This window comes from Comamonas sp. UBA7840 (assembly GCF_002501455.1).
Classification (GTDB): Bacteria; Pseudomonadota; Gammaproteobacteria; order Burkholderiales; family Burkholderiaceae_C; genus Comamonas; species Comamonas jiangduensis.
The window spans coordinates 1-18,944 of the sequence record NZ_DLTI01000038.1 but is presented as its reverse complement, the minus strand read 5'-3'; the positions used below and the strand labels follow the sequence as shown (position 1 = coordinate 18,944).

18 protein-coding genes, 2 rRNA genes and 1 pseudogene are annotated in these 18,944 nt (G+C 61.3%); 13 read left to right on the top strand and 8 right to left on the bottom strand.

Features of this window, described 5'->3' with window-relative positions:
• Positions 1–66: 66 nt before the first annotated feature.
• Positions 67–179, top strand: a 5S ribosomal RNA gene (gene rrf, locus B3R00_RS14465).
• 114 nt (positions 180–293) lie between these two features.
• Positions 294–406 (top strand): 5S ribosomal RNA (gene rrf / locus B3R00_RS14460).
• 165 nt (positions 407–571) lie between these two features.
• Here the strand turns inward: rrf (B3R00_RS14460) and B3R00_RS14455 are convergent.
• From B3R00_RS14455 to B3R00_RS14430, 6 genes and pseudogenes are all read right to left on the bottom strand, one after another.
• Positions 572–1,357, bottom strand: a complete 786-nt coding sequence (locus B3R00_RS14455) for a class II glutamine amidotransferase (protein ID WP_286999599.1) — start codon at positions 1,355–1,357, stop codon at positions 572–574.
• Positions 1,358–1,434: 77 nt separating this feature from the next.
• Positions 1,435–2,898, bottom strand: a complete 1,464-nt coding sequence (locus B3R00_RS14450) for an MFS transporter (protein WP_286999598.1) — start codon at positions 2,896–2,898, stop codon at positions 1,435–1,437.
• A gap of 47 nt (positions 2,899–2,945) precedes the next feature.
• Positions 2,946–3,164: a cysteine-rich CWC family protein gene (locus B3R00_RS14445; protein WP_286999597.1), complete on the bottom strand. Its 219-nt coding sequence runs from the start codon at positions 3,162–3,164 to the stop codon at positions 2,946–2,948.
• Positions 3,165–3,282: 118 nt separating this feature from the next.
• Positions 3,283–3,606: a ChaN family lipoprotein gene (locus tag B3R00_RS14440; RefSeq protein WP_414647021.1), complete on the bottom strand. Its 324-nt coding sequence runs from the start codon at positions 3,604–3,606 to the stop codon at positions 3,283–3,285.
• Positions 3,607–3,721: 115 nt separating this feature from the next.
• Positions 3,722–4,006, bottom strand: a pseudogene (locus B3R00_RS16370) (ChaN family lipoprotein); the annotation flags it as partial.
• A gap of 357 nt (positions 4,007–4,363) precedes the next feature.
• A complete protein-coding gene (locus B3R00_RS14430; protein ID WP_286999595.1) occupies positions 4,364–6,556 on the bottom strand; it encodes a malate synthase G in 2,193 nt (730 codons plus the stop codon).
• Positions 6,557–6,795: 239 nt separating this feature from the next.
• On the opposite strand from B3R00_RS14430, the gene B3R00_RS14425 reads away from it, so the two are divergent.
• Together B3R00_RS14425 and B3R00_RS14420 are read left to right on the top strand one after the other, a co-directional pair.
• On the top strand, positions 6,796–7,728 hold the full coding sequence (locus tag B3R00_RS14425; protein WP_219163088.1) for a LysR family transcriptional regulator: 933 nt from the start codon (positions 6,796–6,798) through the stop codon (positions 7,726–7,728).
• A complete protein-coding gene (locus B3R00_RS14420) occupies positions 7,725–8,171 on the top strand; it encodes a DUF2214 family protein (RefSeq protein ID WP_174863323.1) in 447 nt (148 codons plus the stop codon). The genes B3R00_RS14425 and B3R00_RS14420 overlap by 4 nt, the downstream gene beginning before the upstream one ends.
• 20 nt (positions 8,172–8,191) lie before the next feature.
• Here the strand turns inward: B3R00_RS14420 and B3R00_RS14415 are convergent, their stop codons facing one another.
• The gene (locus B3R00_RS14415) at positions 8,192–8,512 is read right to left on the bottom strand and encodes a hypothetical protein (RefSeq protein ID WP_286999594.1); all 321 of its coding nucleotides are present in this window, start codon (positions 8,510–8,512) and stop codon (positions 8,192–8,194) included.
• An 87-nt stretch (positions 8,513–8,599) separates the two neighbouring features.
• Between B3R00_RS14415 and argS the strand changes: the two genes are divergently transcribed.
• The 9 genes from argS (at position 8,600) to B3R00_RS14370 (ending at position 18,060) form a co-directional block, all read left to right on the top strand.
• Entirely contained in the window at positions 8,600–10,309 is a 1,710-nt protein-coding gene (gene argS, locus B3R00_RS14410; protein WP_286999593.1) for an arginine--tRNA ligase, read from the top strand.
• Between the two features lie 32 nt (positions 10,310–10,341).
• Positions 10,342–10,992, top strand: coding sequence for an SPOR domain-containing protein (locus B3R00_RS14405; protein ID WP_286999592.1), 651 nt, complete (start codon positions 10,342–10,344; stop codon positions 10,990–10,992).
• Positions 10,993–11,048: 56 nt separating this feature from the next.
• On the top strand, positions 11,049–11,696 hold the full coding sequence (locus tag B3R00_RS14400) for a thiol:disulfide interchange protein DsbA/DsbL (RefSeq protein WP_219163085.1): 648 nt from the start codon (positions 11,049–11,051) through the stop codon (positions 11,694–11,696).
• A gap of 115 nt (positions 11,697–11,811) precedes the next feature.
• Positions 11,812–12,450 carry a lipopolysaccharide transport periplasmic protein LptA gene (lptA, locus tag B3R00_RS14395; RefSeq protein WP_219164853.1) on the top strand — a complete coding sequence of 213 codons (639 nt, stop codon included), beginning with the start codon at positions 11,812–11,814 and terminating at the stop codon, positions 12,448–12,450.
• Entirely contained in the window at positions 12,450–13,220 is a 771-nt protein-coding gene (gene lptB, locus B3R00_RS14390) for an LPS export ABC transporter ATP-binding protein (RefSeq protein WP_286999590.1), read from the top strand. Before lptA ends, lptB begins: the two co-directional genes overlap by 1 nt.
• Positions 13,221–13,283: 63 nt before the next feature.
• On the top strand, positions 13,284–14,867 hold the full coding sequence (locus tag B3R00_RS14385; RefSeq protein ID WP_286999589.1) for an RNA polymerase factor sigma-54: 1,584 nt from the start codon (positions 13,284–13,286) through the stop codon (positions 14,865–14,867).
• 177 nt (positions 14,868–15,044) lie between these two features.
• On the top strand, positions 15,045–16,328 hold the full coding sequence (locus tag B3R00_RS14380; protein WP_286999588.1) for a THUMP domain-containing class I SAM-dependent RNA methyltransferase: 1,284 nt from the start codon (positions 15,045–15,047) through the stop codon (positions 16,326–16,328).
• Between the two features lie 2 nt (positions 16,329–16,330).
• On the top strand, positions 16,331–16,831 hold the full coding sequence (locus B3R00_RS14375; protein ID WP_286999587.1) for a putative toxin-antitoxin system toxin component, PIN family: 501 nt from the start codon (positions 16,331–16,333) through the stop codon (positions 16,829–16,831).
• Between the two features lie 122 nt (positions 16,832–16,953).
• On the top strand, positions 16,954–18,060 hold the full coding sequence (locus B3R00_RS14370) for a 3-deoxy-7-phosphoheptulonate synthase (RefSeq protein ID WP_286999586.1): 1,107 nt from the start codon (positions 16,954–16,956) through the stop codon (positions 18,058–18,060).
• Positions 18,061–18,134: 74 nt separating this feature from the next.
• On the opposite strand, the gene B3R00_RS14365 is transcribed toward B3R00_RS14370, so the two are convergent.
• Positions 18,135–18,782: a hemerythrin domain-containing protein gene (locus tag B3R00_RS14365; protein WP_286999585.1), complete on the bottom strand. Its 648-nt coding sequence runs from the start codon at positions 18,780–18,782 to the stop codon at positions 18,135–18,137.
• Positions 18,783–18,944: the final 162 nt, after the last annotated feature.

Genomic DNA, 18,944 nt, shown 5'->3' with positions numbered 1-18,944 from the left:
CCAAAAAAACTGATTTTTCCTCTATCAATTTGATGAGCAGGTAGCGCTGCTCATGCACAAGGTATGCCTAGTGACCATAGCAAGTTGTTACCACTCCGTCCCATCCCGAACAGGACCGTGAAACGACTTTGCGCCGATGATAGTGCGGGTTCCCGTGTGAAAGTAGGTCATCGCTAGGCTCTTACAGCGACAAACCCCCTGATCTCGTACGAGGCAGGGGGTTTTGTTTTTAGTAGAAGCGCTAATTTTTAGCTGGGCAGCACCAAGGTGTCGCTGCTTGGCAGACAGTTATGCCTGATGACCATAGCAAGTTGGTCCCACGCCTTCCCATCCCGAACAGGACCGTGAAACGACTTTGCGCCGATGATAGTGCGGGCTCCCGTGTGAAAGTAGGTCATCGTCAGGCTCTTACAGTGACAAACCCCTGATCTCCGCAAGAGACAGGGGTTTTGTTTTATGGGTACCAGAAAACCGAAAGACAAAAATAAGAGCGCACTGCGTGCGCGCTGATGGAAGTTGAGTGCTGAACCTCTTTGAAACCCAAGGACAAGGAGTGCCATGTGCTCCTTTTTTATTTGCTGGCAGCAGATTGGCCGAGGTAGAGGCGTCCATCCACAAAGACATTCACGACCCCTGGTTTGAACTGGGTCCAAGTTTCATTGCTGGTCAGTGGTGCGGTGACGACGACGGCAACTTTGTCATTGGGCGTGGTTTCGGTAGCAAAGTCGACACTCAGGTCTTCATCGGACAGCTGGGCTGCCGCAAAGGGGTGCTGGCGTTCGGTGAAGAACAGGTTGGTTGTCGCATGGCTCCACAGCGCCTCGCCGTTGGAGAGCAGAAAGTTGAAGGTGCCGTGGGGTGCGATGCGCTGGGCCAGTTCTTGCAGGGTGAGGGTCAATTCTTCGATGCTGGGTACGCCGGCGTGGGATTTCCACAGCTCCTGCATGATCCAGCAAAAGGCCAGTTCGCTGTCGGTGCTGCCCACGGGGCGAAAGTGGGTGTGCAGCTTGGGGGCGAAGTTTTTCAGGTCGCCATTGTGGGCAAAGACCCAGTGACGCCCCCACAGCTCACGCTCAAAGGGGTGGCAGTTTTGCAGGCTGACCACGCCTTGGGTGGCTTTGCGGATGTGGGCTATGACGTTGCGGCTTTTGATGGGGTAGCGGCGAATCAACTCCGCGATGGGAGAGTCGATGGCGCGTTCATGGTCCACAAAATGTCGCAGCCCTTTGTCTTCAAAAAATGCGATGCCCCAGCCGTCGGTGTGATCACCCGTGTTGCCCGCGCGCTGTGCAAAACCACTGAAGCTAAAGCGCACGTCCGTGGGGGTGTTGCAGTTCATTCCTAAAAGCTGGCACATGGGGCGCATTCCAATCGGTCACAAAACAAAGGCATAAGCCTAACGGTTCAGACCACGCCGTGCAGCAATCGCACAGCTCAGGGCGCGGATTTACGTGCCGGAGAGCGCAACTGGGTGGCTGCAGCAAAAGCCAGCAAGCACAGCACCGTCAGCATCACAAAGCTTTCATGGAATGCCTGTATCCGCCCTTGTGCCGCGTCCATCGCGGGGTTGGCTGCGTACACGGCCAGGCGCCACTCCAGCACAATGCCGCACAGCCCCACGCCGATGGCTCCCCCCAGCATCCGAATAAAGCTGATGGTGCTGGAGCCCTGGGCAATCAGCGCGTGGTCAATCGGGCGCAAGGCACCCAGGTTCAGGCTGGGCAAGATAAAACCCAAGCCGATGCGCCCGACGATGATGAAGCCCGCCAGCAGCCACAGCGCCATGCCTGGCCCGGCCCATAGCATCAGTCCAAAAGACAGGGCCAGCAGCAACATGCCGATGCTGGTGAGCCAGTGGGTGGGCTGGGTGTCGGCCATGCGCCCTACCAAAGGGATGGTGATGGCGAGGATCAAGCCCGCAGGCAGCAGCAGGTTACCTGCGTAGCTGGCCGACAGGCCCAGGCCCATTTGAATGAAAACAGGGAGCAGGTAGGTGGAGCCAAACATGGCGGTGCCGTAAATAAACGCCACGATACAGCCCATGACGAACGGGCGGTAGGCAAACAGCCGCAGATCCATCAACGGCTTGCGCTGTGTGCGCAGCAGGCGCTGCTGCCACAGGATGAAAGCCAGCCAGCACACGGCGGCCATGCCAGCCAACAGTGCAGCTTTCAAGTGGCTGTGGTGAAACGCCACCAAGGCATTCAATACGCCCAGCGTCCCGGCGCTGACCAGGCACAGCCCCAGCACATCCAGTTTGCCGCTGCCTTCACCGCTGGTACTGCCCCCGGGTGCGCTGGAAGGTACGTATTTCCATGCCAGCCACAGCGACAGCAGGCAGGGAGGCACCACCATGAAGAAGGTGCTGCGCCAGCCCATCCAGTCGGTCAGCAGACCGCCCAGTGCAGGCGCCAGCGCAGGCGCCAGCACCACGCCCATGCCAAAAATACCGCCCGCGCGGCCTTGCTCATTGGGTTGAAACGCATACAGGATGATGACCGCTGGTATGGGCTGAATGATGCCGGCTGCCAGGCCTTCGGCCACGCGGGAGAACAGCAGCAACTCGAAATGTTGGGCAAAACCGCCGCTGATACCCCCCAGCATGAGCAAACCAATCGCCCACGCATAGGTGGCGCGATAGCCAAAACGCCCCAGCAGCCACGGCGTGACCAGCATGGCCACGGTGGAAGCCACCATGAACGCGGAGGTGATCCATTGTGCCCGCTCTTGCCCCAGCTGGAAAAAAGCGCTCATGGCGGGAATGGCCACGTTCACGCTGGTGGAGGGGATGATGGAGGCAATGGTGCCCACCATCACGGCCATCAGCAGCAGCCAGCGATAGTGCTCGCCATAGCGGGCTTTGAGCGCAGCAGCGGGCGAGGGGGACAGCAAGGGCATAGGTTGTCCAAGGGCGATGCGAAAGGCTCCAGCCTACGCCATCTGCGTTAGCTGGACGTGCCTGTGGGTGACAGGGGTTGGCTTTGGCCGCATGCGGGGCAGATACAGGCTTGATGGCGTTGTTCAGCAGCTAGGCGTGCCAGCACCTCGGGCGCAATGCGCTGCTGCATGCACCAGCAGCTTTGCGCAGGCAAGCCTGCGGCCACGGCGCACTGGTTGGCTTGGCCGCACAAGGGGCAGGTCAGCGGGTCGAGGGGGGACGTCATGGGCGCAAGTGTAGACGCAGGTGCACCAGGCTGGCTGCGACGAGCCAGGTGCACGCTGGGCATACATAAAAATATGGATAAAAAAGTGCTTAAACCCTTGTCCTGCCAGCGCAAGCAGCTATGGATTTTGTGGGTCTGAAGGGGCCCACTGGGCGCGCAGCTTGGCGCAATAGTCTTTGTCCGGCACGGCGGGCGTTTGAATGACAAAGTCGTGCTCGGAGGCTTCGGCTTGCGCCTTGGGGCCCGCCTGTGCCATCGCAATCAAATGGCTGGAAGACGGTGCCAGCCAGGTGGGAATGCCCACGCTGCGCAGCACATGGCCACGCCCGGCAAGCAGCACCACGGTTTTTCCAGGCTGGATGGCCGACTGGGCGGTGTGTGCCATCAGGGCATCTTTGGCCAACTGCACGCGGGCCATGGGGGTGATCTGGGCCTCGGGCAATAGGTCGCAATGCCCGCTGCGAAAGGGCCTGGCGCTGCTGCTCCCAGGCAGCGGGGCTCAGGTGGCTGTCCCACTCGGGCTGTTGCATCACGTCACGCATTTTGTCGCGTGGCACATTGCCGCCAACGACGGGAATATTCGCGCGCACGGCGGCCATCACGCTGGGGCCGTAGGCCTTCCAGGGCCAGCCCTTGTCGTCCCAGCGCAGGGCTTTGCGCACGGTGGCCTCACTGGCGGAAGGCTGCAAGCCTGCGGTGCTGTGCCCTTGCTCTGCCATTTCCAAGACCAGGGCTGCCAGTTGCTTGCGTGCTATCAGCTTTTGTACGGTAGCCAGCTGCCAGCGCTGGTGGGCCGGCGCATCGTGTTGCTCGCCCAGCAGCAGCACGCTGGGCAGCGGCATGGCCTGTAACTGGGCCTGCCACTGTGCAGGGGTCAGGGTGGGTGTGGTGGTGGTGGTGGTGGTGGTGGTGGTGGAAGAAGGGGCGCTGTGGGCTGGTTCCACGGTAGAGGCCGGGGGCATGGTGTTGCAGGCGCTGAGCAGCAGTGCCAAACCAGCGGCCAGGCTGCAGCGCAGGAAGTCATCGGATCGCATGCCCGGATGCTAGAGCATCGCGCCGCCGCCGGGCCGCTGCAGGCCTGTGTGAAGGTGGAATTTTTGTATCAAAAAAAGGCAGCCGAAGCTGCCTGAAAGAATGTGCATCAAAACCGCTGCTAGCGCTGATGTATCAAGCGCCAGCAGCTATGGTTTGTGGATGGCTTACGCGCCAGCCTTGACCTTCAGGCGCCAGGCGTGCAGCAGGGGCTCGGTGTAGCCAGAAGGCTGGGCCACGCCCTTGAACACCAGGTCCAGTGCGGCTTGCATGGCTGCGCCGTTGGGGTTGGCCACCAGGCTCTTGTAGGCCGGGTCGCCGGCGTTTTGCTGGTCGACCACCTTGGCCATGCGGGCAAAGCTGTCGCGCACCATTTGCTCGGAGACCACGCCGTGCAGCAGCCAGTTGGCGATGTGCTGGCTGGAGATGCGCAGCGTGGCGCGGTCTTCCATCAGGCCCACGTTGTGGATGTCCAGCACCTTGGAGCAGCCCACGCCCTGGTCCACCCAGCGCACCACGTAGCCCAAAATGCCTTGCACGTTGTTGTCGACTTCTTGCTGCTTTTCGGCGTCCGTCCACTTGGGGTCTTTGGCCACGGGAATTTGCAGCAGGTCAGCCAGGATGTTGGCGCGCTCGGTGTCGGCACTGGTTTTTTCCAGCTCCTTTTGCACCTCGGCCACGTTCACCTGGTGGTAGTGCAGGGCATGCAGCGTCGCGCCGGTGGGCGATGGCACCCAGGCGGTGTTGGCTCCCGACTTGGGGTGGCCAATCTTTTGCTCCAGCATGGCCTTCATCAGGTCAGGCATGGCCCACATGCCCTTGCCGATCTGGGCACGGCCGCGCAGGCCCATGGTCAGGCCCACCAGCACGTTGTTGCGCTCGTAAGCGGGCAGCCAGGCGCTGGCCTTCATGTCGGCCTTGCGCACCATCGGGCCGGCGTGCATGGCGGTGTGCATTTCGTCGCCGGTGCGGTCCAGGAAGCCCGTGTTGATGAAGGCTACACGCGCAGGGGCGGCGGCGATGGAGGCCTTCAGGTTGGCGCTGGTGCGGCGCTCTTCGTCCATGATGCCCAGCTTCACGGTGTTGGGCTTGAGGCCCAGCAGTTGCTCCACGCGGCCAAACAGGGTGTCGGCAAACGCCACTTCGGCGGGGCCGTGCATTTTGGGCTTGACGATGTAGACGCTGCCGGTGCGGCTGTTGCGGATGCCGTTGGCACCGTGGCCCTGCAGGTCGTGCATGGCGATGGCGGTGGTGACCACGGCATCCAGAATGCCTTCAGGAATTTCTTTGCCTTCTGCGCCCCACAGGATGGCGGGGTTGGTCATCAAATGGCCCACATTGCGCAGGAACATCAGCGAGCGGCCGTGCAGCTTGACGGGCTGACCATCTGCACCGGTGTAGATGCGGTCGCCGTTCAGGCCACGGGTCATGGTCTTGCCGCCCTTTTCAAAGGACTCGGTCAGCGTGCCCTTCAAAATGCCCAGCCAGTTGCTGTAGCCCAGTACCTTGTCTTCGGCATCCACCGCAGCCACGGAGTCTTCCAGGTCCAAGATGGTGGAGACGGCGGCTTCCACCACCACGTCGGCCACGCCCGCAGCATCGGTCTGGCCGATGGGGGTGGACTTGTTGATGATGATGTCGATGTGCAGGCCGTGGTTCTTCAGCAGCACCGAAGTGGGCGCAGCCGCATCGCCTTGGTAGCCGACGAACTTGTCCGCATCCTTCAAGCCCGTGGTGTTGCCGTTCTTCAAAGTCACGACCAGCTTGCCGCCTTCGACCTGGTAAGCCGCTGCATCTTTGTGCGAGCCCGCAGCCAGTGGCACGGCCTGGTCCAGGAAGTTGCGTGCAAATTCAATGACCTTGGCGCCGCGCACGGGGTTGTAGCCCTTGCCCTTTTCGGCGCCGCCTTCTTCGCTGATGGCGTCGGTGCCGTACAGCGCGTCATACAGGCTGCCCCAGCGCGCGTTGGCGGCGTTCAGTGCGTAGCGCGCGTTCAGGATGGGCACTACCAGCTGGGGGCCGGCCATGGTGGCCAGCTCGGCATCCACGTTCTCGGTGGTGGCCTTGGCGTCCTTGGGCGACTCGACCAGATAGCCAATCTGTGTCAGAAATTTTTGGTATGCCGCCATGTCGGCGATGGGGCCGGGGTTGGCCTTGTGCCAGGTGTCCAGCTCGGCTTGCAGGCGGTCGCGCTCGGCCAGCAGGGCAGCATTCTTGGGGGCCAGATCGGCCACCAGTGCATCAAAGCCTTTCCAGAAGGCGGCAGCATCGACGCCGGTACCGGGCAGAACCTGCTCGTTGATGAAAGTGTGCAGTTCGTTGGCAACTTGCAGGCCGTGAACTTGGGTGCGTGCAGTCATGGTGGTAACCCCCTTGGATCAGTAGAAAACCAAAGCCCCAGTATTTGGAGCCTTGCTCCCACTGTATTGCAAAGTTTGGAGTTAATAAATTGGGCAAAAAGCTTATAACTGATGACTTTTATGCAAAAGTGGGCAACACTTCAAGCATCTGCTGTACGGAAGAATATGCAGAAAACATAGCTGCTAGCGCTTGGTGTATAAGCGTTAGAGGCCAATTTGGTTCATAAATTATTTGTGCCATGGACAAACTCAAAGCCTTCGAGTCCTTTGTCTCGGTTGCGACCAAAGGCAGTTTGACGGCCGCCGCCAAGGCCGAAGGGGTGGCGCCCGCCATCATGGGGCGCAGGCTGGATGCGCTGGAGGCGCACCTGGGCGTCAAGCTCATGGTGCGCACCACACGCCGCATCAGCCTCACGCACGAGGGCAGCGCTTTTTTGGAAGACTGCCAGCGTCTGCTGAGCGATGTGGCCAATGCCGAGGCCAGTGTTTCTGCAGGCGGCGTCAAGGCCACCGGGCATTTGCGCATCACCGCCCCGGCAGGGTTTGGCCGCCGCCATGTGGCACCGCTGGTGCCGCTGTTCCACGACCTGCACCCCGATGTCACCATCTCTTTGAACCTGAGCGACCGCGTGGTGGACTTGGCCGGGGAGGGCTATGACTGCGCGGTGCGGGTGGGGGATTTGCCCGATTCCTCGCTGATCAGCGTGCGCATGGCGGACAACCGCCGCCTGTGCGTGGCCACACCCGCTTACCTGCAGGCCTATGGCACGCCCCACCACCCGTCCGAGCTGGCGCAGCACCGCTGCCTGACGCTGTCCAGCGACGCCTCGCAAACCCGGGGCTGGGCCTTTCGCCTGCCCAGCCGCGATGGCGGCACCGAGGTGGTGCACTTCAAGCCCACGGGGCCGCTGGATTGCTCCGACGGCCAGGTGCTGCATGACTGGTGCCTGGGAGGCTGGGGCGTTGCATGGCGCAGCACCTGGGAGGTAGAGTCAGAAATTGCAGCGGGGCGTTTGCAGGAGGTGCTGGCGGAATTTGCCGCGCCACCCAACGGGATTTACGTGGTGTTTCCACAGCGCAAGCACATGACGCTGCGCTTGCGCCTGTGGATGGACTACCTCAAGGGGCAATATGAACGCCCTGAGTTTTGGAGCAAGGGGATAGCGCGATGACTTGGGAAGCAATTTTGGCCAGCCTGCACCTGGTGGCCATTCTGACGGCGGTGGTGTTTCTCTCCAGTGAGGCGGCGCTGTGCCGTGCGGAGTGGATGAATGCTGCGGTAGTGCGCCGTTTGGCCAGGCTGGACATGATTTACGGCCTGGCCGCGCTGGCGCTGCTGCTGACGGGTATTGCCCGCATCGTCTGGGGTGCCAAGGGCATGACGTGGTACGTCAGCCAGCCGCTGTTTCACCTGAAGATGCTGTTGTTTTTTGTGGCGGCCATCTTGTCGCTGCGTCCCACCTTCACCATCCGCAAGTGGCTCAAGGCGCTGGATGGGGCGGGCACCTTGCCCCAGCCCGAGGCGGTGCGCGCGGTGCGCACTTGGATCATGGTGCAAGCCCACATCATTCCCGTGATCGCGGTGATTGCCGTGTTCTGGGCACGGGGCATGTAGCCCTGCGAGGGCAGATGCCTTTAGCGGCGCACATAGCTTTTGCGCCCACTGTCTGAGATGCAATAGCGCCCGCCGCGTGGGCCGGTACACACCGCACCGCTGCGGCAGCTGCAGGTGGTGTCGGTAGCGGCCGGGGCCTGGAAAGCGCGCACCGCAGCAGGGGCGCGTGCATCGCTACAAATTTTGCGTGATGCGCTGAGGGAGCCGTCTTTACAGACAAACTGGCTACCCATGCAATGGTCGATGCCCCCTTTGCGCCCTGAACAGGGGGTGTTGGCGCCGTAGCTCTGGAAGGCCACGCCCAGCAGCAAGCAGGCCTGCGCACAGCGTGAAGTTTGCAAAACCATCTCCCTGACGTTTTTCGGATGCCCTGTATGCGTGATTTCAAGGCTTGGGCAGATTGTGCCCTGCGCACGTAAAATCGCCTGATGCTTTCTGTCAAACAAGAATTGCTCGCCGCCCTGGCGGCTGAGCTCGAAACCCTTTCGCCAGGCGCCGGCGCACGCGCTGCGTTTGAAAACCCCAAAGTGGCAGCCCATGGCGATTTCGCTTGTACGGCAGCCATGCAACTGGCCAAGCCGCTGAAGGCCAACCCCCGTGCGCTGGGCGAGCAGTTGCAAGCCGCCCTGATGGCCACAGCACCTTTTCAGCAGTGGGTGGAGGCGATTGAGATCGCAGGCCCCGGCTTTTTGAACATTCGCCTCAAGCCCGCCGCCAAGCAAGAAATCATCCGTGAAGTGCTGGGCCAGGCCGAGCAGTTTGGCTATCAGGCCGACCGTGGTGAAAACATCCTGGTGGAGTTTGTCTCTGCTAACCCCACAGGCCCCCTGCACGTGGGCCATGGCCGCCAGGCCGCAATTGGCGATGCCATCAGCAACCTGTATGCCACCCAGGGCTGGAAGGTGCACCGCGAGTTTTATTACAACGACGCGGGTGTGCAGATTGATACCCTGACCAAGTCCACCCAGTTGCGCGCCAAGGGCTTCAAGCCCGGTGACGATTGCTGGCCTACCGACAGCGACAACCCCCTGGCCAAGAACTTCTACAACGGCGACTACATCGCCGACATCGCGGCTGCTTTCCTGGCCAAGGAAACCGTGAAGGCCGATGACCGCGAGTTCACCGCCAACGGGGACGTCGAGGACTACGAAAACATCCGCAACTTTGCCGTGGCCTATCTGCGCAACGAGCAGGACAAGGACTTGCAGGCGTTCAACCTGAAGTTTGACGAGTACTACCTCGAGTCCAGCCTCTACACCAACGGCCACGTGGCCGATACGGTGCAGCGCCTGATTGCCAGCGGCTACACCTATGAGCAAGACGGTGCGCTGTGGCTCAAGTCCACCGAGTTTGGTGATGACAAGGACCGCGTGATGCGCAAGTCCGATGGTCACTACACCTACTTCCTGCCCGATGTGGCCTACCACATCCAGAAATTCCAGCGTGGCTACGGCAAGGTGGTGAACATCCAGGGCACGGACCACCACGGCACGATTGCCCGCGTGCGCGCCGGTCTGCAGGCCGCGAATGTGGGCATCCCCCAGGGTTACCCCGACTACGTGTTGCACACCATGGTGCGTGTGGTGCGCAATGGCGAAGAAGTGAAGATCAGCAAGCGCGCCGGCTCTTATGTGACCTTGCGTGACCTGATCGAGTGGACCAGCAAAGACGCCGTGCGCTTCTTCCTGCTCAGCCGCAAGCCCGATACCGAGTACACCTTCGACGTGGACCTGGCCGTGGCGCAGAACAACGACAACCCCGTGTACTACGTGCAGTACGCGCATGCGCGCATTTGCTCGGTGCTGCGTGCCTGGCAAGAAGCTGGTGGCGCTGGTGTGGCTGCGCTCAAGGATGTGGATCTGTCTGCGCTGGAAGGGCCGCAGGCCCAGGCGTTGATGCTGCTGCTGGCCAAGTACCCCGAAATGCTGACGGCCGCCGCCGCTGGCAACGCCCCGCATGACGTCACTTTCTACTTGCGAGATTTGGCTTCCGCCTACCACAGCTACTACGACGCAGAGCGTATCTTGGTGGACGACGAGGCCGTGAAACTGGCGCGTCTGGCACTGGTCGCTGCGACTGCGCAAGTGCTGCACAATGGCTTGGCTGTGCTGGGTGTGAGCGCACCCGAGCGCATGTAAGCGAAACAACAAGCAACGTGACAGGCGGTTTTATGGGTAAGCAGCAGCGTGGTGGCACCATCTTGGGGCTCATCATTGGTTTGATCTTGGGCTTGGGCATTGCGCTGGGTGTGGCGGTGTACGTCACCAAAGTGCCAGTGCCTTTCCTCAACAAGGGCGAGCACCGCGACATCGAGAAAACCGAACAGGAGCGCAACCGCAGTTGGGACCCCAATTCGCCGCTCTACGGCAGCTCGCCTTCGCGCGCGCCCCAGGCGCCTGCTGCGGCAGCGCCAGAAGCACCTGGCACTTCTGCCGCCATTCCCCCCGTCGACCCGGTTGCCAAGCCGCCAGCGGCTACGGCAGACCCGCTGGGTGATTTGGCCAAGGCGCAGGTCAAAGCCTCTGATGCCAAAGCTGCGGCAGAAGCCAAGGCGGCCGCCAGCACCGCCAACGCTGGCTCGGACGGATTTAGCTATTTTGTCCAGGCTGGCGCATTCCGCACCCAGGGTGATGCGGATGCCCAGCGTGCCAAACTCGCGATGCTGGGCTGGGAAGCGCGCATCAGTGAGCGTGAGCAAAATGGACGCCCGGTGTTCCGCGTGCGCGTGGGCCCTTTCGCCAAACGTGGTGATGCGGAGCAGCTGAAGCAAAAATTGGACGGCGCTGGGGTGGATTCGGCCTTGGTGCGCGTGCAGCAATGAACTTTTTGAGCGACCTATGCTCAATACCAACCATATCTCGTGAAGGAGTCTCTTTGATGCAACGCCGCCAGTTCTCTTTGGCCGCAGCCACTGCTGCAACTTCCCTGGCTTGGGGTGCCAACACTGCATTCGCGCAGCAAGCAGCCCCCAAGGAAGGCAAGGACTATGTGCGCCTTTCCAAGCCTGCACCCACCGAAGCCCCCGCAGGCAAGGTGGAAGTGGTGGAGTTCTTCTGGTACAGCTGCCCGCACTGCAACGACTTTGAGCCCACTTTTGCGGCCTGGAAGCAAAAAGCTCCGGCCAACGTGGTCGTGCGCCGCGTGCCTGTGGCGTTCAACGCCAGCTTTGTACCCCAGCAAAAGCTGTACTTTGCGCTGCAAGCCATGGACAACTTTGATGCCATGCACGTCAAGGTATTCCGCGCCATTCACGTGGAGCGCAACAAACTGGCCAAGGATGAGGACATCTTCAACTGGGTGGCCAAGCAAGGCGTGGATGTGAACAAGTTCAAGGAAATCTACAACTCGTTCAACGTGTCCAGCCAAGTGCGCAAGGCTACCGCGCTGCAGCAAGCCTACGACGTGGAAGGCGTGCCTTCCATGGGCGTGGCAGGCCGCTATTACACCGACGGCCCCCGCGCAGGCAGCATGGCCAACGTGCTGAATGTGGTGCAGCATTTGGTTGCACAAAGCGCCAACGCCTGATGCAGACAGGGTTGCGAGCCCTTGCGCAGCCACAAAGCCCGCCTTGTGCGGGCTTTTTTCATGGAAAACGAGCATGCATGACTACAATGTGCTGCAAGAAACGTGCCCTGCCCACATGACACCCAAACTCCTCACCTGCCTCTTGTTGACCGCCTTTGTCGGCGTTTCCGGTATTGCGCACGCCGAGCGTGCTGACCGTGACAAGCCCATGAACATTGAAGCGGATGCCTTGCGCCATGACGAGCTCAAGCAAACCAGTGTGTTCACCGGCAATGTGGTGATGACCAAGGGCTCGATCGTGTTGCGCGGTGCGCAGCTGGATGTGCGCCAAGATGCACAGGGCTACCAGCATGGCGTGGTCAAGGCAGAACCCGGCAAGCGTGCGTTTTTCCGGCAAAAGCGTGACACGGCGCCCGGCGCTCCCGAAGAGTTTGTCGAAGGCGAGGGCGAGGTCATTGAGTACAACGGCCAGACCGATGATGTGAAGCTGATTCGCCGTGGACAGTTGCGCCGCTATACCGGTGGCAAGCTCAGCGACGACATCATGGGCAGCGTCATCACCTATAACAATCTGACCGACGTGTTTACCGTGGATGGTGAAAAGCGCAGCAATGAGCCCTCGTCGGCACCCGCTGGCTCCGGGGGCCGCGTGCGCGCTATTTTGGCGCCCAAGGCCACCGCTGCCCCATCACCCTCGACCGCCCCAGCGCAGCCCTTGCAGCCTTCCGGCACCCTGAATTTGCAAGGAAAGTAATGGCTGAGCAGACCCAAGACATCGCAGGCACCAGCAAGCTGGAGGCCCGCCATCTGGCCAAGTCGTACGGCAGCCGCAAGGTGGTCAAAGACGTCTCCATCACGGTACAAAAAGGTGAGGTGGTGGGCTTGCTGGGCCCCAATGGCGCTGGCAAAACCACGTCGTTTTACATGATTGTGGGCTTGGTGCGCAGCGATGGTGGGGATGTGCTCATCGATGGGCACTCGGTGGGCAATATGCCCATCCACCAGCGCTCGCGCCTGGGGCTGTCGTACCTGCCGCAAGAAGCGTCGATCTTTCGCAAGCTGAATGTGGAAGACAACGTGCGTGCCGTGCTGGAGCTGCAAAAAGACGCAGCGGGTAAGCCGCTGTCGTCGGCAGAGATTGAAGCTCAGCTGAGCAAGTTGCTGCAAGAGCTGCGCGTTGAGCATTTGCGCATGTCGCCCTCGCTGGCGCTGTCCGGCGGTGAGCGCCGCCGTGTCGAGATCGCGCGGGCGCTGGCTACCAACCCACGCTTTATCTTGCTGGACGAGCCTTTTGCCGGTATCGACCCGATCGCGGTGATCGAGATCCAGCGCATCATCGGCTTTCTCAAGGAGCGCGGCATCGGCGTGCTGATTACCGACCACAACGTGCGTGAAACCTTGGGCATTTGTGACCACGCGTTCATCATCAGCGATGGCACGGTGCTGGCACAGGGAACGCCGCAGGAGATTGTCGAAAATCCGGATGTGCGCCGGGTCTACCTCGGCGAGCACTTCCGCATGTAACCCTCCTCAGCAGCGTTATCAAAAACAACAAGGGTCGAGAGAGCACACAGAGGGAGTACAGCGTTGAAGCCAGGTTTGTCACTGCGGGTCTCACAGCATTTAGCACTTACGCCGCAACTGCAGCAATCCATTCGCCTCTTACAGCTATCGACGCTGGAGCTGTCCCAAGAAGTTGAGCAGATGCTCGACGACAACCCTTTCCTCGAGATCGCGACCGAGGATGCGCCGCGCGAAGAATTTGGCCTCGACAGTGCCAATACCGCCCCGCAGGGGGATGCAGACACGGCGGAAGAATTTTCATATTCCATAGCTGACAGCGCAGGCGCAGCAAGCGCTGAAGGCCAAAAAGACCAAGAATTTTCAGCGCCGGAAAGCGATGTGCCCAATGACTGGGAAGGCGACGGCAGCGTGGACATGTCGTCCTTCGACGAGGGTGAATGGGGCGGTGAGGCCTCCGCACGCGGTCAGCGCAACGACGATGACGATGCGCCCACTGCCTTGGACTTGGCGGGCAGCCACGAGTCGCTGACCGACTTTTTGCACCAGCAGGCGCTGTCGCTGCGCCTGTCCGAGCTCGACCGCTACGCCCTGCGGTTTCTGATCGAAAACCTCAACGACGACGGCTACCTGGAAGATTCGCTGCAGGAGCTGGCTGAAGGGCTGGCTGGCACCGACGATCTGGAGCAGCTGGACGAGCTGGTGCACCGCTTCACCGTAGCACTGCGCCTGCTGCAGTCGCTGGAGCCGGTGGGCGTGGGCGCACGCGATCTGGCCGAATGCCTGCGCCTGCAGCTGTTGCACCTGCACCGCGAGGACCCGCGGGACGAGCTGCTGGAGGTGGCGCTGCAGGTGTGCGCGCAGCCGCTGGACATGCTGGCGCGGCGCGATGTGCGCAAACTGATGCAGGCCTGTGGCCTGCCCGAAGCCAAGGTGCGTGCCGCGCTGGGTGTGATTGCGCGGCTGGAGCCCAAACCGGGGCGCCGTTTTGCCGATGTGGAGCGCCACATCATCGTGCCCGATGTGATCGTCAAGAAGTTGCTGCGCAAGGGTACGGACGGTCTGGCGCAGTTCAGCGTGCAGCTCAACCCGGACGTGATGCCGCGCCTGCGCGTGCACGATGTGTACGCCAACGCCCTGCGCAGCCACAAGGGCAGCGACGGGCACGCCGGCCTGCAGCAGCGGCTGCAGGAGGCGCGCTGGTTTATCAAGAACGTGCAGCAGCGCTTTGACACCATCTTGCGCGTGTCCAAGGCCATCGTTGACCGGCAAAAGAACTTCTTCGTACATGGCGAGTTGGCCATGCGCCCGCTGGTACTGCGCGACATTGCCGATGAGCTGGGCTTGCACGAATCGACCATCAGCCGCGTGACCACGGCCAAGTACATGGCCACACCGCACGGCACCTATGAGCTGAAATTCTTCTTTGGTTCCGGGCTGGGCACGGAGACGGGCGGCAATGCCTCCAGCACGGCGGTGCGTGCCTTGATCAAACAGTTCGTGGCGGCCGAAAACACCAAAAAGCCGCTGTCGGACAGCCAGATTGCCGAGATGCTCAAGGAGCAAGGCATTGAATGCGCGCGCCGCACCGTGGCCAAGTACCGCGAGGCGCTCAAAATTGCGCCAGCGAACCTGCGCAAGGCGCTCTAAGCACGCTGAAGGGCCGGGTTGATACCTGTGCAGTAGCGCAGGTCGGCACGGCCCTTTAAAATTACCGCCTAGAACACCATCGAGAACGCAGCGGCTGACGCTGCGTTTTTGCTTTCAGCGGGAGTCTGCCGGCAGCCACACCACGGCGAGGCGGCTCGCGTATGCTGGACCCCTGCTATGAACCAATTGCATTTGTTTTTGCCCTGCGCCGCTGGCGTTGAGGGTTTTCTGGCCGACGAAGTGCGCGCTATTACGGGCGTGGGCAAGGATGACGTGCTCACGGGCCGGGGCGGTGTCATGGTGCGCGCGATGTGGCGCGACGCCATGCTGCTCAATCTGCACAGCCGTCTGGCCCAGCGGGTGCTGGTGGAGCTGTCGTTCACCGAGTACCGCAGCGAGAATGATCTGTACCGCGCCGCCAGCGAGGTGGCCTGGGAAATCTGGTTCTCGCCCAAAGAGACCTTCAAGATTGAGGTGACGGCCCAGCACAGTCCGCTGACCAGCCTTAATTTTGCGGCCCTCAAGGTCAAGGATGCGATTGCCGATCGCTTCCGCGCCAAGCGCAATGGCGTGCGCCCCAGTGTGGAAACCCACCACCCTGACGTGCGTGTGCACATGCACCTGACCACCGACACCTGCACGCTGTACATGGACACCACGGGCGAAGCGCTGTTCAAGCGCGGCTGGCGCGAGGACAAGGGCGATGCACCGCTCAAGGAAACCCTGGCCGCCGCCATGATTGCCGCCACGGGCTGGAACCCGCATGGCCCTAATCCACAGCCGCTGTACGACCCCTGCTGTGGCTCTGGCACGGTAGTGATTGAGGCGGCACAGATTGCGCGAAAAATTCCCGCTGGCATCTTGCGCCGCTTTGCGTTTGAAAAGCTGGTGCCGTTCCAGCGCCATGTGTGGGAGCAAATCCTGGATGAGGCCGAGGCCCAAATTTTGGATGAAAGCCCCGTGCCGATTTTTGGCTCCGATGTCTCGCACCGCATGGTGGACTTTGCCCAGCGCAATGCCGAGCGTGCCGGCGTGGCCGAGACCGTGAACCTGCGTGGCGGTGACGCCCTGCAGCGTATGCCTCCGTGCGAGCAGCCGGGCATGATGCTGCTCAACCCCCCGTACGGCGAGCGTATTGCCGCTGCCGGCAGCTTTGGCCGCAATGCCGCAGAGCGCATGGACGCGGTCGAGCGCGTGGGCCGCGAAACAGCGCAAACCGAAGACGGTGGTGAGTTCTTCAGCCAGCTGGCCACCCACTGGAAGAAGCACTACAGCGGCTGGAGTGGCTGGATGCTCACGCCCGATTTGAAGCTGCCCGGAAAAATGCGCCTCAAAGAATCGCGCCGCACCCCCATGTGGAACGGTCCCATCGAGTGCCGCCTGTTCTGCTTCGAGATGATCAAGGGAGCGGTCAAGCCTCGTAAAGATGAGAGCGATCAGCGCAAGTCTGATAAGGGCTGAGCATGAAAATAGTCCTGAAATGGCCCGCTTGCAACGCGGGCTACACCGGGTCGTGGCCACGCCCGATGGTGCTGGATACCAACGTGGTGCTGGACATGCTGATCTTTGACGATCCGCACATTCCGCCGATCCGGGAGCTCATCGCCCAGGGCCAGGTGCGCTGGATTGCCGACCAGACCCAGCGCATTGAACTGGAGCGTGTGCTGCACTACAGCCAGATTGCACCGCGTGTGGCGTTCTACGGCAAGACGCCCGAGGGCGTGATGGCGGCATTCGATGCTGCTGTGGAATACGTGGCCGAAGCGCCCAAAATCCGCTTTACCTGCACCGACCCCGATGACCAGCATTTTCTGGATCTGGCCAGCCAGCACCAGGCCCTGCTGGTGAGCAAAGACAAAGCCGTGCTCAAACAACGCAAGCGCGTGGCGCAGACCTATGGCGCAACGGTGGGCAATATCGTGTTGCAGGAAACGGCGGCGGTGCCCTCAGTAGCCATGGCTTAAATTGGCCGCTAGCGCTTAGCTGTCAAGCACTGATAGCTATTGTTTTGGGATTTGGAGACAGGTGTGGGCGGCGCCTAACCCTGGAACTGGCAGCTTTGTGGCCAGACAGCGACAATGGCGGGATGACTTCTTCGCCCTCTCTGACCAAGCCTGCGGCCTTGTCCACGCTGGACAAGACCCGCATTGACGACACCCGCATTAAGACCGTGCGCCCGCTGCTCACCCCCGCTTTGCTGGAGGAGTGGCTGCCTGCCACGGAGCAGGCTCTGGGGCTGGTGGAAAGCAGTCGCCGCGCCATCTCGCGCGTGCTGCATGGGGAAGATGACCGTCTGGTCGTGGTGGTGGGGCCTTGCTCTATCCACGATCATGCGCAGGCCATGGAATACGCGCGCCAGCTCAAGGCGCAGGCCGATGCGCTGCAGGACGACCTGCTGATCGTGATGCGCGTGTACTTTGAAAAGCCACGCACCACCGTGGGCTGGAAGGGGTACATCAACGACCCATACCGCGATGGCAGCTTCAACGTCAACGAAGGTCTGAAGCTGGCGCGTCAGCTGCTGCTGGAGGTGCTGGAGCTGGGCCTGCCCACGGGCACGGAGTTTTTGGATCTGCTCTCGCCCCAATTCATCAGCGATTTGGTCAGCTGGGGCGCCATTGGTGCGCGCACCACCGAAAGCCAGAGTCACCGCCAGCTGGCCAGCGGCCTGAGCTGCCCGGTGGGCTTTAAAAATGGCACGGATGGTGGCGTGAAGGTGGCCAGCGATGCGATCGTGGCCGCGCAATCGAGTCATGCCTTCATGGGCATGACCAAGATGGGCCAAAGCGCGATTTTTGAAACCCGTGGCAACCAAGACTGTCACGTGATTTTGCGGGGCGGCAAGCAGCCCAACTACAGCGCTGCCGATGTGCAAGCGGCCTGTGAGCTGCTGGAAAAGTCGGGCCTGCGTCCGCAGGTGATGGTGGACATGTCACACGCCAACAGCAGCAAACAACACCGCCGCCAAATCGATGTGGCGGCCGATGTGGCGCAGCAGATTGCCGCCGGTGACCAGCGCATTACCGGGGTGATGATTGAAAGCCATTTGAGCGAAGGCCGCCAAGACATTGTGGAAGGCCAGGATTTGGCCTATGGCGTGTCGCTGACCGATGCCTGTATCAGCATGGCGCAGACCATTCCGGTGCTGCAGCAGCTGGCTGCGGCGGTGCGCACGCGCCGCACCAAAGCCTGAGTTGGCCCTATAAAAAAAGCCGCTTGCGGGGTTTGCCTGCAAGCGGCTTTTTTGTGCCAGAGATTGTTTTGAATTTACTTTTTGAGTTTAATTTTTTTCTCGATCTTTGTGCTGGCCTTTTCGGCTTTTTTGCGACGGTTAAAAACCGTGTGGAGGTAGCGCACATCGGTGGGTGACAGGTGCTTTTGCGCGGCCACGAATTGCTCTTGCTCTTCTTCGCGGATGTGGTGCAGATACACCTCCCGCAAAGCGGCAAAGTGGCGCATCCACGCCGCAGAGGCCATGTCGCGCGCGGCCAGATCGGCCAACATGTCATCGATGGACTTGTGCTCGCTCACGGCATGGCGCGCGTCGTCGGTGGTCTGCGGGTTGCGCATCACGGTGGACCACAGGGCCTGCTCCTCGGCAGCGGCATGGCTTTTGAGTTCCAGCGCCAGTTCTTGGAAGAGTTTTTTCCGCTCCGGCGATGCGCCCACGGTCTCTCCAATCATGGCCAGCAGTGCCCGGTGGCGGTCATGGTCTTGCACCAGCTGGCCAAACAGATCCGGATCACCGCGAAACGTGGTGGCTGGTGTGCTGCCAATGTGCGCAGGTATATCCGGTGCAACGGCCTGTGCTTTGGCAATCGCCGTGCGCTTGGCTTGCGAGGCCGTGGTTTTGGGGGAGGTGCTGCGTTGGGCAGAGGGGGGGGAGGCAGTGCGGCGCAGTGCAGTCGTTGGCATGGGGCTCACTTTGCAAAGAGGGGCAGACAGGTGCCGTTAGAGATGGTTGGTGCGTTGTTTGTAGCAAGCACATTGCAGCAGCATGGTCAGTACGTGAGGCACACGGCTGTAGGACAAGGGAGGGCTCGCCCGCGGGGTGGTTTGAACCGCCCCGGGTTTTGA

Excerpts from the sequence above, each read along its gene's own strand:
- B3R00_RS14455 (WP_286999599.1), bottom strand. The coding sequence starts at position 1,357 with ATGTGCCAGCTTTTAGGAATGAACTGCAACACCCCCACGGACGTGCGC.
- B3R00_RS14450 (WP_286999598.1), bottom strand. The coding sequence starts at position 2,898 with ATGCCCTTGCTGTCCCCCTCGCCCGCTGCTGCGCTCAAAGCCCGCTAT.
- B3R00_RS14445 (WP_286999597.1), bottom strand. The coding sequence starts at position 3,164 with ATGACGTCCCCCCTCGACCCGCTGACCTGCCCCTTGTGCGGCCAAGCC.
- B3R00_RS14430 (WP_286999595.1), bottom strand. The coding sequence starts at position 6,556 with ATGACTGCACGCACCCAAGTTCACGGCCTGCAAGTTGCCAACGAACTG.
- B3R00_RS14425 (WP_219163088.1), top strand. The coding sequence starts at position 6,796 with ATGGACAAACTCAAAGCCTTCGAGTCCTTTGTCTCGGTTGCGACCAAA.
- B3R00_RS14420 (WP_174863323.1), top strand. The coding sequence starts at position 7,725 with ATGACTTGGGAAGCAATTTTGGCCAGCCTGCACCTGGTGGCCATTCTG.
- argS (WP_286999593.1), top strand. The coding sequence starts at position 8,600 with ATGCTTTCTGTCAAACAAGAATTGCTCGCCGCCCTGGCGGCTGAGCTC.
- B3R00_RS14405 (WP_286999592.1), top strand. The coding sequence starts at position 10,342 with ATGGGTAAGCAGCAGCGTGGTGGCACCATCTTGGGGCTCATCATTGGT.
- B3R00_RS14400 (WP_219163085.1), top strand. The coding sequence starts at position 11,049 with ATGCAACGCCGCCAGTTCTCTTTGGCCGCAGCCACTGCTGCAACTTCC.
- lptA (WP_219164853.1), top strand. The coding sequence starts at position 11,812 with ATGACACCCAAACTCCTCACCTGCCTCTTGTTGACCGCCTTTGTCGGC.
- lptB (WP_286999590.1), top strand. The coding sequence starts at position 12,450 with ATGGCTGAGCAGACCCAAGACATCGCAGGCACCAGCAAGCTGGAGGCC.
- B3R00_RS14380 (WP_286999588.1), top strand. The coding sequence starts at position 15,045 with ATGAACCAATTGCATTTGTTTTTGCCCTGCGCCGCTGGCGTTGAGGGT.
- B3R00_RS14375 (WP_286999587.1), top strand. The coding sequence starts at position 16,331 with ATGAAAATAGTCCTGAAATGGCCCGCTTGCAACGCGGGCTACACCGGG.
- B3R00_RS14370 (WP_286999586.1), top strand. The coding sequence starts at position 16,954 with ATGACTTCTTCGCCCTCTCTGACCAAGCCTGCGGCCTTGTCCACGCTG.
- B3R00_RS14365 (WP_286999585.1), bottom strand. The coding sequence starts at position 18,782 with ATGCCAACGACTGCACTGCGCCGCACTGCCTCCCCCCCCTCTGCCCAA.